This window comes from Rhizobium rosettiformans W3, assembly GCF_004912135.1.
Taxonomy (GTDB): Bacteria; Pseudomonadota; Alphaproteobacteria; order Rhizobiales; family Rhizobiaceae; genus Allorhizobium; species Allorhizobium rosettiformans.
The window spans coordinates 418,313-433,753 of sequence record NZ_STGU01000001.1; the positions used below are offsets into that span (position 1 = coordinate 418,313).

A 15,441-nucleotide genomic window follows, 5' to 3' on the forward strand; every position below is an offset into this window, starting at 1 on the left:
CCTTATTGTTCCAATTCCAGCATGATCACGGCGAGCGGCGGCAGGGTCAGGCCTGCTCTTGCCCATCCGCTGCCCGTGGCATGCGCCTCCACGCGGCCACCATTGCCCTTGCCGCTACCACCATAGATTTCGGCATCGGTATTGAGTATCTCACGCCAACGGCCCGCCGCAGGCAAGCTCAATTCGTAGCGCTCGTGATAGGCGGGCGTCAGATTGCAGATAACGGCAATCGGCTTTTCACCCGGCGCCTTGCGCAGCCAGGCGAAGACCGAGTTGTCCTGGTCATCCGCATTGATCCATTCGAAGCCTTCGCCCTCGCAGTCGCGCGCATGAAGCGCGGGCTTGGAGCGGTAGGTGAAGTTCAAATCGCGGATCAGCCTGCGCATGCCCTCATGCGGCGCATAATCGAGGAGATTCCAGTCGAGCGACCGCTCTTCCGACCATTCGCTCCACTGCGCGAATTCCTGGCCCATGAAGAGCAGCTTCTTGCCGGGATGGCCCCACATGAAGCCGTAATAGGCGCGGAGATTGGCGAATTTCTGCCAGTCATCGCCCGGCATCTTGGCGATCATCGAACCTTTTCCGTGCACGACCTCGTCATGAGAGATCGGCAGGACAAAGTTTTCAGAGAAGGCGTAGAGCAGGCCGAAGGTCAGCTCATGATGATGGTATTTGCGGTAGATCGGGTCGCGGGCGAAATAGCTCAGCGTGTCGTGCATGAAGCCCATGTTCCACTTGAAGCCGAAGCCGAGGCCGCCTTCGTGGACCGGCTGTGAGACCTTGGGCCAGGAGGTGCTCTCCTCGGCAATGGTCATGATGCCCGGGTGGCTGCCATAGATGTGGTGGTTCATCTGCTGGAGGAAGCGCACCGCCTCCAGGTTCTCGCGTCCGCCGTATTCGTTGGGGATCCACTCGCCTTCCTTGCGGGAATAATCGAGATAGAGCATCGAGGCGACCGCATCGACGCGTAGGCCGTCGAGGTGGAATTTCTCCGCCCAGTAGAGCGCATTGTTGATCAGGTAAGACAGGACTTCCTGACGACCGAAATTGTAGATCGCCGTGTTCCAGTCGGGGTGGAAGCCCTGGCGCGGATCTGCATGTTCGTAAAGCGCCGTGCCGTCGAAGTTGCGAAGCCCGTGGGCATCCGTCGGGAAGTGCGCGGGCACCCAGTCGAGGATGACACCGAGACCCACCTTGTGGCATCCGTTGACGAAGCGGGCAAAACCTTCCGGCTCGCCGAAGCGGGCGCTCGGTGCATAGAGGCCCGTCGTTTGGTAGCCCCAGGAGGGGTCGTAAGGGTGCTCGGTGACGGGCAGGAATTCGATATGGGTGAAGCCCATGTCGACGCAGTAGGGGATGAGCCTGGCTGCCATTTCATCCCATGTCAGCATCGAGCCGTCGTCGCGGCGCTGCCAGGATGCTGCATGCACCTCGTAGATCGAGATCGGCTGCCGGCGCTGGTCGATGCTGGCCCAGTGCTTTCGATGCGCCTCGTCCTCCCAGACCTGTTCCAGTTCCGGCGTGGTCATGGAGGCGTTCTTCGGGCGCAGTTCCGCGCGGCGTGCAAAGGGGTCGGCCTTCAGCGGCTGAAGCTCGCCATGCGGTCCAACAATCTCGAACTTGTAGGTGGCACCGGCGCGGACGTCGGGCGCGAAGATTTCCCAGATGCCGGTATCGCGGCGCAGCCGCATCACATGCCGGCGACCGTCCCAGTCGTTGAAGTCGCCGACAACGGAGACGCGGCGGGCATTCGGCGCCCAGACGGCAAAGTGGAAGCCATCGACGCCCTGATGCTTGATCGGATGGGCACCCATCTTGTCGAAGAGGCGCAGGTGCGAGCCTTCGCGGATGAAATAGTCATCCATGGGCCCGAGAATCGGCCAGAAGCTGTAGGGGTCGGTCACCGTCCATTCAGCGTCGCCACGAGTGGCGCGGTAGCGCAAGGGCAGAACGCCATCCAGCTTGACCGCGCCCGAGAAGAAGCCGGCGTCGTTGTGGCGGATCAGCTGGCCGACCTCTTCGCCGCCGAGATTATAGGCGACCACAGTCTCGGCGCCTGGAATGAAGCATCTGGCGACATAGCCCTTGCCGGCCTCGTGCACGCCAAGAAAGGCGAAGGGATCGCCATGGGTGCCGTGGATGATTGCTTCGATTTCTGCTGCCGACGGTGTGTCCGGCTTCGCTTCGTCACCGCTCCTCTTCGGTGATTTTGCCATCAAGCTCTCCAGATGTCCGCGTTGTATTGCCGAATGGTTCTGTCTGACGAGAACCAACCCATGCGCGCGGTGTTCCGGATGGTCTTGGAATACCAGGCGGACTTGTCGGTCCAGATGTCGTCCACCTCGCGCTGCGCCTTGGCATAGGCGTCGAAGTCGGCTGCGACCATGAACCAGTCGTGCTGGTAGATGCCCTGCATCAGATCGGCGTAACGATCGCGGTCGTCGGGGGAGAAGACGCCCGAGGCGATCGACGACAGGGCCTGCTGCAATTCGCGCGAGGCGTCGATGGCGGCGCGGGGATTATGCCCCTCGGCGCGCACGCGACCGACCTCGTCAGCGGTCATTCCAAAAATCACAATATTCTCCTCGCCCACATGATCGCGCATTTCAACATTGGCGCCATCGAGGGTTCCAATGGTCAGTGCACCATTCAACGCGAACTTCATGTTCCCGGTTCCGGATGCTTCCATGCCGGCGGTGGAAATCTGTTCGGAGAGGTCTGCCGCCGGCACCATGACTTCGGCCAGCGAGACGTTGTAGTTCGGAATGAAGACGACCTTGAGAAGGCCGCGCACCGAAGGATCGGTGTTGATGACGCGGGCCACGTCGTTGGCCAGTTTGATAATCAGCTTGGCGTTGTGATAGCTGGGTGCTGCCTTGCCGGCGAACAACTTGACGCGGGGCACCCAATCGCGCTCCGGATGCGAGCGGATCTGGTCGAACAGCGCGACGGTTTCGATGATGTTCAGAAGCTGGCGCTTGTACTCGTGGATGCGCTTGATCTGGATGTCGAACATCGCATGCGGATCGAGCTTGATGCCCATGCGGCTGGCCACAAGGCCCGCCAGCTTCTGCTTGTTGGAGAACTTCACCGCGGCGAACTTCTCCTGGAATGACGCATCATCGGCGAAGGCATCCAGCCCTTTGAGCTTGGTTGCATCATCCAGGAAGTCCGGGCCGATCGCTTCCTTGATCAGGTCGGTGAGATCGGGATTGCACTGCATCAGCCAGCGGCGGGGCGTAATGCCGTTGGTCTTGTTGTTGATGCGTGTCGGATAGAGCTTGTGGAGATCGGCAAACACGGTCTCCTTCATCAGCTCCGTGTGGAGCGCCGAGACGCCGTTGATCGAATGCGAACCCATGAAGGCGAGGTTGCCCATGCGCACCCGGCGGTCGCCGCTTTCGTCGATCAGCGAGATCTGGCGGATTTCCTGGTCGTTGAAGCCTCTGACTTTGCGGGCATCGAGCAGCACCTTGGCATTGATCGCATAGACGAGCTGCATATGGCGAGGCAGGAGGCGCTCGAAGAGCGGCACCGGCCAGCTTTCCAGCGCTTCGGGCAGGAGCGTATGGTTGGTGTAGGAGAAGGTGTTGCGGGTGATCTCCCAGGCTTCGTCGAAGGCGACACCGTGCACATCGACGAGGAGGCGCATCAGTTCAGCGACGGAGACGGCCGGGTGGGTGTCGTTGAGCTGGATCGCCACCTTCTCCGGGAGCTGGGCAAGCGTGTTGCCCTGCTGCAGGTGACGGCGGACGATGTCCTGTAGCGAGGCCGAACAGAAGAAGAATTCCTGCCGCAGACGCAGTTCCTGACCGGCCGGTGTGGCGTCTGCCGGATAAAGAACGCGGGTCAGCGACTCCGCCTTGTTGCTCTCGCGCAAGGCGCCGATATGGTCGCCTGCGTTGAAGGCGTCGAGCAGGATCGGGTCGATCGGCTGGGCCGACCAGAGGCGGAGCGTATTGACCCGCTCGCCGCGCCAGCCGACGGCCGGGGTGTCATAGGCGGTGGCAATGACGCGCTCGCCCTGTTTCCAGACGTAACGGGGCTCGCCATCCGGACCCTCGATGGTCTCGACCGTGCCACCGAAGCCGACTTCATAGGAGCTTTCGCGGCGTTCGAATTCCCAGGGGTTGCCGTGCGCAAGCCAGCTCTCCGGCAGTTCGACCTGCCAGCCATCCGCCATCTGCTGGCGGAAAAGGCCGTGCACGTAGCGGATGCCGTAGCCGTAGGCCGGGATGTTGACGGTTGCCATGCTTTCCATGAAGCAGGCGGCGAGGCGACCGAGGCCGCCATTGCCGAGAGCGGCATCCGGCTCCAGACCGGCGATGACATCGAACTCGACGGAGAGCGAGGAGAGCGCCTGGCGGATGTCGTCGATCAGGCCGAGGTTCGACATGGCGTCGCGCAGCAGTCGGCCGATCAGGAATTCGAGCGACAGATAATAAACCCGCTTGCCGTTGTTCATGTAGGTGTTGCGGGTGGATTCCATCCAGGTGTCGATGATGCGGTCGCGCACCACGAGGATGGTGGCCGTCAGCCAGTCGTGCGGGGTCGCCACCTTGGCATCCTTGCCGATGCTGTAGGTCAGCTTTTCCATGATTTCGGCAGCCAGGGCGTCCGGATCGGAAACACCGCGCTTGGGAAGGGGAAGGTCGACTTTGTGGGGAGTCTTGATCATCGGTCCGCCTGGCGTTGTTGGTGTCTCCGGGCGTCGGCGACGCGATGATGGTGCCGCTCCCGTGAACGGCAGTTTACGCATCGAAATGAGACAGTTGCAACAGGCGTCAGCTAAGGCCGGCAAATTTGTTCAAGGGGCAATCGGCGTGGGCAACCCCTTGATCCCTTTGGATTATGTGCGAAGCATGAAGAAACGATAAGACCGCAGCCCGGGAGCTGCGGTCGAAAGGTCGGTCAAAATCCAAAACGTTTTGGATCAGGTCAGTTGGTCAGGCGCGTGGAGGCGGCAGCTGCTGCCTTGCCGATCTCCCCGAAGGCCGCGACCAGACCGGCCATATCGGTCGGCGCTTTGTAATGATCGGGGGACGTCGCGCAGTAGGATAGCAACTCCTGGCCTTTCTGAGGGGCCATGAAAGCTACCGTAAAAACCTGAATCCCGTCTTCTTTGGCTGCGTTACATTGAGCCCGGACCGCATCGTCGATGCTTTTATTCCACGAGGAGCTGCTTCCAGTCATTTCGCCGTCGGTCATCAGGACGATGTAGCGGGTGAAGCTGCTGTTCCGTTTCGCCGCGTGGGCATTCTCCTCAGTCTTGTTCTCCTTGTAGAGAGCATCGTAGGCGAGCTTCATGCCTCCAGAGGCATTCGTGCCCCCGGTCGGGACGGATGGCAAAGCGGTGATGTAGTTTGTGGCGGTCGTGACACCCCAGGCCATTCCCGAGGGGCTCTGCGTGCTGTCGTTATAAGAGACCGCGCCGACTCGGATGAGATCGCCTTCAGGATCTGCTTTCACCAATTCGTTCATCATCACCGCTGAGGCTGTCTTCAGGGCCTGGATCTTCTTCACGTAGCAGGGTTTTGTGGGCTTGATGTACCCGCTCTTCCCCGGCTTGACGTCCTTGTAAGCCCAGTTCGACGAGGTGTAGTTCACGCAGCTGCTGACCGAGGTGTCCACGGTGTCCGTGACGAAGGACATCGAGCCCGAGCGGTCGAGAACGACATACATCGAAACGGCCGCACCACTTTCAGGGGTCGACTGGGCAGTTGCCGTGACGCTCAAGGTCACTTCCTTCCAGCCGAGGAGAGCGGTCATGCCATTGGTCGGCATCGTGTATGAGGGCGATAGCGTGACCTCGACAGACTTGCCGCTTTGGCCCAGTTCCCGTTCGACGTTGCCGACGGCTCCCGCCAGTGGATCCTCCTCGGCAGCTTCATCGGACTCATCGCTGCCCGCAGAGGGAACGACATTGGCAAACTGGGCCTTCATGAACTTCCGAGCGAACTCCAGGACTTCCTGGTCCGTCATGGCCTCGTCTCGAGCCAGAGCATTTGCAGCCGACAAGACGGCCGAGTCGGCTGATTCCTGAAGTGCGGCACGGATCTGGACCATCTTGTTGAGGTCCAGCGCGATACCCGCCGTGGCTGCGGCAACCGGCAGAATGATGGCTGTCACCACACCAAAATTGCCGGCGCGATCGCGCCAGAGGCGGGAGAAAAGAGATTTCGTGCGGCTGCAAGGGTTAGTCATCATGTCCATCCAACATCAGCGTTTGGACCGATATACCCTGCAGCCTCTTGCGATCCGTTTAAGCGGATCGATAAAATTCGATGAAACGATGCTCTATTGTCGGACCGGGATGACGTCGACGGCCTGTGCCGTCTGATGGGAGCCGTAGCTCTTGAGCACGCCGATGACCGGGGCGACGTCGGCATAATCGCGGCCGTAACCGACGACGATGTGGTCCGTGCCCGCATGAATGTCATTGGTGGGGTCGAGCTCGAGCCAGCCGGTCAGCTTGCCACACCAGACCCTGACCCAGGCATGCATGGCGTCGGCTCCCTCCAGCCGCTCCTTGCCCGGCGGCGGGATGGTGCGCAGGAAGCCGCTGACATAGCCGGCGGGAATGCCCAGGCTGCGCAGCGCCACGATCATCACATGGCTGAAGTCCTGGCAGACGCCGCGCTTCTTTTCAAACGCCTCTGCGGGTGTGGTGTCCACCGTCGTTGCCTCGGCATCGTATTTGAAGTCCTTGTGGATGCGGCTGCAGAGCGTCTCGGCGATCTGGCGCACCGTCATGCTGGGCTTCAGCATATCGCGCACATAGGTGGCGATCGCCTTGTCGCGCGGGAGGCGGGGGCTGGTGCCGATGAAATGGTGCGGGGATTCTGCGTCGAGCGACCAGGTCTCGGCCATCTCCTGCGGCAGGCGGTCGAGCAGCGGCGAGAAATCGGCGGCCAGCGGCTGGGCCTGCACCATGACGCGGGCCTGCATGCGGATGTCGAGCTTCTCGTGAGGGCCGCGCAGGATCGCATGGCTCGTCGGATGGCGGAAGAAGTCGTTGAAGGTTGAGAGCTCGTCCGGTTCTGGCGAGACGGTGATTGCGCCGGCGACAAGGCGCTGCCGGTCGGGCAGAGACAGCGGCAGCAGGCGCAGCATGTGGTGAGCGCCCGATGCGGGCACCTCGTAGCGATAGCCGATATGGAGCGACAGGTCGTACAGCATCGCGTCAGTTCAGATAGGACTGGGCGAGGATGTCGGAGAGTTTCTCCAATTCCCGCTCCAGGTTGGTGTAGACATCGGCATTCATGGCTTCCGGCGTCATGACCGCAAGGCCCGAATGCAGGCGCATTGCCTCGCGGAAAAGGCTCGACATCTGCCCGTTCACCATGGCGTTCGGCAGCTGCTCCACCTCGATCCGGATCTCGTTCAGCTGGAAGAGGATCGAGCGCGGGTTGAGCGGGTCGAGCGCCAGCAGATCGGTAACAGTGAGCCGCGCCGTAGACACGTTGTAGCGCCTGCGGTGGGTCATGACGTTGTCGCCGATCTCGAGCAGCATATCGAGGCCGCCATCGGGTGCGTCGGGTCCGGTCATGTGGCCGAGCAGGCGGGTCATGTGCAGTCCGCGTTCCAGAAGGCGGCCGATGGTCAGGAAGCGCCAGCCGGTGAAGCGATACATGTTTTCATGCACGAGACCGGCAAAGCCCGCGAGCTTGCGCAGCAGGATCGTCATGGCGTGCGCCGCATCATCGCCCGGCTTCACCTTCTCGTGGAAGCGCTTGGCCGTCTTCGACAGATCGGTCAGCGCCAGCCAGCCATCCGGCGAGAACCGGTCGCGGATGTTGCTCGCCGAATAGACCGCACTGTCGATATTGCGCAGCAGGCTTTCCGGCACGCCGGACTTGGTGTCGACGTCGATGTTGGAGAGATATTCGCTGACGAAGGCCAGCAGCGGCTGCTCCGGGTTGGCGCTCTCGGCATAACGGGCGTGCCAGGCGCGCAGGATGCGCAACACGCCTTCGGCGCGCTCGATGTAGCGGCCGAGCCAGAAGAGGTTGTCCGCCGCGCGGCTCGGCAAGCTGCCGGGCATGTTGCGGGTAAAGGTCTCTTCCGCCGGCAGAAGCGAGGTGCGGTCGACAGGCTTGTCGGAGACGATCCAGACATCGGCCGCACTGCCGCCTGCCTGCATGGCGATGGCGGAGACGTCCGAACCACTGCCGATCCGGGCGAAGCCGCCGGGCATGATCTGCCAGCCATCTTTCGTGCGGGCAGCAAAGACGCGCAGCGACATCGGGCGCGGCGTCAGCTTGCCGTCGATCATGGCCGGCGTGGTCGAGAGTGTCACCACTTCCTGGCCGACGAGGTTGCCCGCTTCGGCTTCCAGCCATTCGGCCGTGGTGCGACCTTGCGGGTCCTTGTAGCGGGACCCCATGACGGACCGGCCACTGTCGTCGAAGAAGGGAAGGCGGGAGAAGGCCGAGCCGATGACCATGCGGTCGAGATGGGCGGCGACGTGCTCTCGTTCTGCCTTCTGGCCACACCACCAGGTGGCGATCGAGGGCAGCTTCAGCTCTTCGCCGAGCAGGTGACGCGAGAGCGTCGGCATAAAGGCAAGCAACGCGCGGGTCTCAAGGATCCCGGAGCCGAGTGCATTGACGAAGGTGACAGAACCGTTGCGCAGCGCCTGCACCATGCCGGGCGTGCCGATATAGGAGTTCTGATCGAGTTCCAGCGGATCGGCGAAGGCGGCATCGAGGCGGCGCCAGAGGACGCTCACGGGCTTCAGGCCGGCCACGGTCCGGACCATGACGCGGCCGTTGACGATGGTCAGGTCCTCGCCCTCGAGCAGCATGATGCCGAGATAGCGGGCGATATAGGCGTGTTCGAAATAGGTCTCGTTGGCGGGGCCTGGCGACAGCACTGCGATGCGCTCGTCGCTGCTGCGGGTGCGCGCCTGCAGCGCCTTGCGGAAGGCGCCGAAGAAGGAAGCGAGCCGGTGGACATGCGTCTCGGAATAGATGTCGGAAAAGGCACGCGCGGTGGCGACCCGGTTTTCGAGCGCAAAGCCTGCACCCGAGGGCGCCTGGGTGCGGTCGGCCAGAACCCACCAATTGCCGTCGGGGCCTCGACCGATTTCGAAGGAACAGAAATGCAGGTAGTGGCCGCCGGCGGGCTTGATGCCGACGAGAGGGCGGAGGAATTCGGGGTTGGACGCAATCAGCTGCGGCGGCAGAAAGCCTTCCTGTACCAGCCGGTTTTCCGAATAGATGTCGGCAACGACTGCTTCCAGCAGGTTGGCGCGCTGCACGAGCCCCTCGGCCAGCACCTGCCATTCGGCATCGGAGATCAGCACTGGAATGTGGGAGAAGGGCCAGGCCCGTTCGCTCGAGCCGCCAGCACCGTAAGCGCGGTAGAAGACGCCGGCATCCCGCAGATAGCGATCCGCACGGGCGAAGCGTTCATGCAGATCCTGTTCGGGCATGGTGTCGATGGCGGACACAAGGGCCTGCCACACGGGCCGGACGTTGCCGTGTGTGTCGATCATTTCGTCGGCAGCGCCCGCCAAGGCGCGATAGCCGGCCGTGCGGGCCTCGCTTATCGGCGCGTCTGGCGGGGGAAGTTCCGCTGCCGTCTTCTGTGCCATCAATCAGATACCTTGCGGTCGTCTCAGGTCCAAAGTGTGCGGGAACTCGGGCGACACGGTCTCGGGCCAAAGAGGATAGGAGCCGGCTGTATGGCCCCAAGGCTCGAAACGTGCAAGCCGACGGGCTTCCGCTTCATTCCCATTCACAGGGAAAGTATCGTAGTTGCGGCCGCCGGGATGGGCGACGTGATAGACGCAGCCCCCGATCGATCGGCCAGACCATGTATCATAGATATCGAATGTTAGCGGTGTGTTGACAGGTAGCACCGGATGCAGGCCCGATGCAGGCTGCCAGGCCTTGTAGCGGACGCCGGCCACGGCCACGCCATTCACATCGGTCTTGCGCAGTGGCACCGCGCGTCCGTTGCAGGCGACCGTGAAGCGCTCCGGATTGGCCGTCTCCAGCTTCACCTGCAGGCGCTCGACGGAGGAATCGACATACCGCACCGTGCCGCCGATCGCGCCTTGCTCACCCATGACATGCCAGGGCTCCAACGCACCGCGCAGTTCGAGCCTGGATGCCTCGTATTCGACCTCGCCGAAGAAGGGGAAGCGGAACTCGAGCTGGGCCGCGAACCATTCCGGTTTGAAGTCGAAACCGTTCTGGCGGAGATCCGCCAGCACTTCGAGAAAGTCCTGCCAGATGTAATGCGGCAGCATGAAACGGTCATGCAGGCTCGTGCCCCAGCGGACGAAGCTGCCGCTGATCGGGTTTTTCCAGAAGCGAGCGATCAGCGCGCGGATCAGGAGCTGTTGAGCGAGGGACATGCGCGCATTCGGCGGCATTTCGAAGCCGCGGAATTCAACGAGGCCAAGGCGTCCGGTCGGGCCATCGGGCGAGAAGAGCTTGTCGATGCAGATTTCCGAGCGATGGGTGTTGCCGGTGACGTCGACGAGCAGGTTGCGGAACAGGCGGTCGACCAGCCAGGGCAGGGGCGGTGCCAAGCCCTCGTTCGGCAGGGGGATCTGAGCGAGCGCGATTTCGAGCTCGTAGAGCGAATCGTGGCGCGCTTCATCGATGCGCGGTGCCTGGCTGGTTGGGCCGATGAAGAGGCCGGAGAACAGATAGGACAGCGAGGGGTGGCGCTGCCAGTGCAGGACCAGGCTTTTCAGGAGATCCGGCCGGCGGAGGAAAGGACTGTCGTTTGGGGTCGCGCCGCCGACGACGACATGGTTGCCGCCGCCTGTGCCGCAATGACGGCCGTCGATCATGAACTTGTCGGCGCCGAGGCGGCAGAGGCGTGCTTCCTCGTAGATCGCGGTGGTGGTGGCGACGCAATCCTCCCAGTCATAAGCTGGGTGGATGTTGACCTCGATGACGCCCGGGTCCGGAGCGACGCGGATGACATTCAGCCGCTCGTCATGCGGCGGTGTGTAGCCTTCGATATGGACCGGCAGATTGAGCGCGGCAGCCGCGCGTTCGGCCGAGGCGATCAGGTCGAGATAGTCTTCGAGTGCCGCCGTCGGCGGCATGAAGATGCAAAGACGACCGTCGCGGACTTCCACCGAAATTGCCGTGCGGACGCGTCCGCCGATCTCCTCATAGGACTGGCCGAGCAGCTGCTGCTGGGCAATGTCCGCCTGGAAGGAGTGCTCCGGCATGACCCGGCCCTTCTCCGTGGTGAAGTCGGGCAGCGGGGGCTTCTCGACTGTCGGATCGACCGGATTGATATAAGGGTACCAGGACGGGGCGATGTAGGGCAGGGAATTCAAGGGGAGACGGAAGCCGACGGGGCTGTCGCCGGGCACGAGATAGAGCCGGCCGCGCCGTGTGCTCCAGCGTTCCGACACCCAGGTCCGGCCCGACACACGGGACTGCCAGGCCTGCACGGGCAGGACATAGCCGGCCGGGGTGGTCAGCCCGTTGGAGAAGACCTTGGCAATGCGGCTGCGCTCTTCCGGGTCCTTGAGCTTCGAGTTCGAGGGGTCGACGTTCTCCGGCAGGTTCGCTTCCTTGACGATCCATTCGGCGGGATCCTCATAGGCCGGCATGACGTTTTCGGTGGCAATGTCGAGCTCGGTCGCGATCGCCTGCAGGAGGCGCGCGGCGTCCTCATGGCTGACTTTGTGGTCGCGGCTTTCCACCGCGATTAGATCCGGATTGTTCCACACCGGCTTGTTGTCCCGGCGCCAGTAGAGCGAGAAGGTCCAGCGGGGCAGACTTTCGCCGGGATACCACTTACCCTGGCCGTAATGCAGGAAGCCGCCGGGGGCAAAGCGTTCGCGCAGGCGGCGGATCAACTGATCGGCCTTGTCGCGCTTGGTCGGGCCGACGGCTGCCGTGTTCCATTCGTCCGACTGGAAGTCATCGATGGAGACGAAGGTTGGTTCGCCGCCCATGGTGAGCCTGATGTCGCGGGCCTGCAGCTCGGCATCGACCTGGTGGCCGAGGCGGTTAAGCTCATCCCAGCTGTCATCGGAAAAGGGTTTTGTGATGCGCGGGTGCTCGGCGACGCGCTTGACCTGCATGTCGAAGGCGAATTCGGTGTTGGCCTCTCCGAAGTAACCACCGGAGATCGGCGCGGCGTTCCGGTAATGCGGGGTCGCGGCCAGCGGAATGTGGCTTTCGCCGGTCAGCAGGCCCGAGGTCGGGTCGAGGCCGATCCAGCCGGCGCCGGGGATATAGACTTCCGCCCAGGCATGCAGGTCGGTGAAGTCGACTTCGGTGCCGGAAGGCCCGTCGAGTGCCTTCAGGTCCGGGGTGAGCTGGATCAGGTAACCGGAGACGAAGCGGGCGGCAAAGCCCAGGTGACGCAGGATCTGGACGAGCAGCCAGCTCGAATCACGGCAGGAACCACGGGCGGAGGTCAGTGTCTCCTGCGGCGTCTGGACGCCCGGCTCCATGCGGATGACGTAGCCGATCTCCTGCTGCAGGCGGGCGTTGAGACCGACGACCATGTCGACCGTTCCCTGGCCGGGTGTCTTGTCGATCGTCTTGACGAAGGCTTCAAGCGCCGGGTCAGCCGGCTCGGGCGTCATGTAGATCTTCAGGTCTTCGCGGATATCGGCCGGATAGTCGAAGGGCCATTTGACCGCCTCCTCTTCGGTGAAGAAGTCGAAGGGGTTGTAGACGGTCATGTCCGCGACGAGATCGACCTCGATCTTGAATTCGCTGACCGGGTCGGGAAACACGAAGCGGGCGAGATAGTTGCCGTAAGGGTCCTGCTGCAGATTGACGAAGTGGTTCTCGGGCGTGACCTTCAGCGAGTGCGAGATCACCTTCGTGCGCGAGTGAGGAGCGGGCTTCAGCCGGATGATCTGGGGCCCGAGGCGGACCGGGTTGTCGTATTTGTAATGCGTGAGGTGATAGATGCTTGCCTTGATCGACATTCGTTACCGCTTCGCTGTTCGCCCCTGCCGTTTTTTCCGGCTTGCATCGATCTTGTGCAATGCAGCGCCATAAAGCAAGCGGCCCGGACGGTGGAAGCCGCCGGGCCGTGGAACATGCGGTGGATGAGAGGTCTCAGCTACGGCCGAATTCGTCGACGAGGCGAATGATGTCGTCTTCGCCGAGATAGGAGCCGGTCTGTACCTCGATCACCTCGAGGCGGATCTTGCCTGGGTTGGCGAGACGATGGACCGAACCCTGCGGGATGTAGATCGACTGGTTTTCATGCAGAACGGTCACCTTGTCGTCGATCGTGACCTCGGCCGTTCCCTTGACGCAGACCCAGTGCTCGGCGCGGTGGTGATGCTTCTGCAGCGAGAGCTTCTTTTCCGGATGGACGAAGAGACGCTTCACCTGGAAACGATCGCCGTTGAGGATCGATGTGTAGCCGCCCCAGGGACGCAGCGCCGTCGGATGGTTTTCGGTGAGGTGGCTGGTCTTCTTGTCGGCCGCCAGCATCTTGACGAGGTTGCCGACGTCCTGGCTGCGATCGAGGCGGCCGACATAAACGGCATCTTCCGATGCGATGACTGCGACGCCTTCCATGCCCTGAACGGCGAGATGGGCGTTGCGCGACATGACCAGCGAATTGGTGGTGTCGGAGACGGTGGCATTGCCGTTGACGACATTGCCGTTCTCATCGCCACCGGCGAGCTTCCAGATCGCATCCCAGCTGCCAAGATCCGACCAGGTGATGGAGGCGGGAACGACGGCGGCATTCTCCGTCTTCTCCATCACGGCATAGTCGATCGAGATGCTCGGGCTTTCTGCAAAGCTCTCGGCATCGAGGCGGGTGAAGTCGAGGTCGGTCTTGGCGTTCTCGATGGATTTTTCGACGGCTGCGAGCACTTCTGGCGCAAGGGCTTCGAGCTCCGCGATCATTTGGCCGGCGGAGAAGACGAACATGCCGGAGTTCCAAGCATAATTGCCTTTCGCCAGCATCTGCTCGGCAACATCCGCATTGGGCTTCTCGACGAAGCGCGACACCTGATGCACGCCGTCGACAAGCTCCTTGCCGATCTCGATATAGCCATAGCCCGTCGCGGGCTCGGTCGGCGTGATGCCGAAGGTGACGATCTTGCCGTCCTGAGCGGCCTTCGCGGCCTTTTCAACGCAGGAGCGATAGGTCGCATCCACCGTGATCTCATGATCGGAAGGCAGGATCTGGATCAGCGTATCGCGGCCATGGCGCTCTGCGACGAGGAGTGCGGCGGCGGCGACGGCGGCGGCCGTGTTGCGCGCTTCCGGCTCCAGCACGATGCCGTCGAGGGTCACGCCCAATTCTCGGGCCTGTTCGGCCACAAGGAAGCGGAAATCCTCGTTGGTCACGACAACAGGAGCATCGTATAGCGCTTCGTCGGAGACGCGGGCCAAAGTCTTCTGCAGCAGCGTTTCCTCGCCGAGGAAGCGGATGAACTGCTTGGCAGCGGCGGCGCGCGACAGCGGCCAGAGCCTTGTTCCCTTGCCGCCGGCCATGATGACCGGCACGATCTTGATGCTCATGTTTTCTTGCCTTTCGATGTCTTGCCGGGGCGTTTCCGTCCCGGCTGATGTCGGAGCGACGGATGTGTCGCATGCGCAATTGAACGCAGGTGCGGCGGTTTTGTTACATGTTTGGGGCGATGTTCCAACCCCGCTCGGCGTGTCGGTCATCATAATCAGAGAGGATGCATAACGTCCCCGCGGCGGTTATGGTGCCACAGTCGCAGCAGCCGGCTGCGTTGTTCGCTGTCCATTCAAAGAGAGTGTGCCTTGTCCGCATCCCGTCCGCTGTTTTCCGTTCCCTCCGCACCGCTCATCCCAATCGTGGGCGCCGAGGAAGGCTTTCCGATCCATCGCATCTTCTGTGTCGGCCGCAATTATGCGGCGCATGCGGCCGAACTCGGCAACACCGTTGACCGGGTCGCGCCGTTCTACTTCACCAAGCCGCCGACCGGCCTCGTGCTCGACGGCGGCTCGATCGCCTATCCGCCTGGCACGGAGGATTATCACCATGAGATCGAACTCGTGATCGCCATTGGTGCGCCTGCCTTCAAGGTGTCAGTTGATGACGCGATGAAGGCCGTGTTCGGCTATGCCGTGGGGCTCGACATGACGCGGCGCGACCTGCAGAACGCGATGAAGGAGAAGCAGCGGCCTTGGGATATCGCCAAGGCCTTCGAGGAGTCGGCCGTGATCGGACCGATCACGCCCGCCGCCGATTTCGCTCCTGCCGAGCAGCGCATTTCGCTCAGGGTCAATGACGCCCTGCGCCAGGAAGGGCATCTCAACGAAATGGTCTGGTCGGTGCCCGAGATGATCAGTCATCTCTCGCGCTATTACCACCTCACGCCGGGCGATCTCATCTATACCGGCACGCCCTCCGGCGTCGGTGCTCTTCAGCCAGGCGATCGGCTTGTGGGGGCCGTGGACGGCCTTTCCCCGATCACCGTCACGATCGGCCCGGCGGGCTGAG

8 protein-coding genes are annotated in these 15,441 nt (G+C 62.5%); 1 reads left to right on the forward strand and 7 read right to left on the reverse strand.

Annotated elements, in window-relative coordinates; all coding sequences use genetic code 11:
* Nucleotides 1–2: 2 nt before the first annotated feature.
* The 7 genes from glgB to FAA86_RS02015 form a co-directional block, all read right to left on the reverse strand.
* Nucleotides 3–2,216, reverse strand: a complete 2,214-nt coding sequence (gene glgB / locus FAA86_RS01985) for a 1,4-alpha-glucan branching protein GlgB (protein ID WP_136538124.1) — start codon at nucleotides 2,214–2,216, stop codon at nucleotides 3–5.
* Nucleotides 2,216–4,678 (reverse strand): glycogen/starch/alpha-glucan phosphorylase, encoded by a 2,463-nt coding sequence (locus tag FAA86_RS01990; RefSeq protein WP_136538125.1) that lies wholly within the window; start codon nucleotides 4,676–4,678, stop codon nucleotides 2,216–2,218. The genes glgB and FAA86_RS01990 overlap by 1 nt, the downstream gene beginning before the upstream one ends.
* Before the next feature lie 260 nt (nucleotides 4,679–4,938).
* On the reverse strand, nucleotides 4,939–6,204 hold the full coding sequence (locus FAA86_RS01995; protein WP_167494856.1) for a TadE/TadG family type IV pilus assembly protein: 1,266 nt from the start codon (nucleotides 6,202–6,204) through the stop codon (nucleotides 4,939–4,941).
* A 93-nt stretch (nucleotides 6,205–6,297) separates the two neighbouring features.
* Nucleotides 6,298–7,179, reverse strand: a complete 882-nt coding sequence (locus FAA86_RS02000; protein ID WP_136538127.1) for a transglutaminase family protein — start codon at nucleotides 7,177–7,179, stop codon at nucleotides 6,298–6,300.
* A 4-nt stretch (nucleotides 7,180–7,183) separates the two neighbouring features.
* The gene (locus FAA86_RS02005) at nucleotides 7,184–9,598 is read right to left on the reverse strand and encodes a circularly permuted type 2 ATP-grasp protein (protein ID WP_136538128.1); all 2,415 of its coding nucleotides are present in this window, start codon (nucleotides 9,596–9,598) and stop codon (nucleotides 7,184–7,186) included.
* A 3-nt stretch (nucleotides 9,599–9,601) separates the two neighbouring features.
* Nucleotides 9,602–12,928, reverse strand: coding sequence for a transglutaminase family protein (locus FAA86_RS02010; RefSeq protein ID WP_136538129.1), 3,327 nt, complete (start codon nucleotides 12,926–12,928; stop codon nucleotides 9,602–9,604).
* A 133-nt stretch (nucleotides 12,929–13,061) separates the two neighbouring features.
* On the reverse strand, nucleotides 13,062–14,489 hold the full coding sequence (locus tag FAA86_RS02015; protein ID WP_136538130.1) for a mannose-1-phosphate guanylyltransferase/mannose-6-phosphate isomerase: 1,428 nt from the start codon (nucleotides 14,487–14,489) through the stop codon (nucleotides 13,062–13,064).
* Nucleotides 14,490–14,738: 249 nt separating this feature from the next.
* Between FAA86_RS02015 and FAA86_RS02020 the strand changes: the two genes are divergently transcribed.
* Nucleotides 14,739–15,440 (forward strand): fumarylacetoacetate hydrolase family protein, encoded by a 702-nt coding sequence (locus FAA86_RS02020; protein ID WP_136538131.1) that lies wholly within the window; start codon nucleotides 14,739–14,741, stop codon nucleotides 15,438–15,440.
* The last annotated feature ends 1 nt before the right edge of the window (nucleotide 15,441 follow it).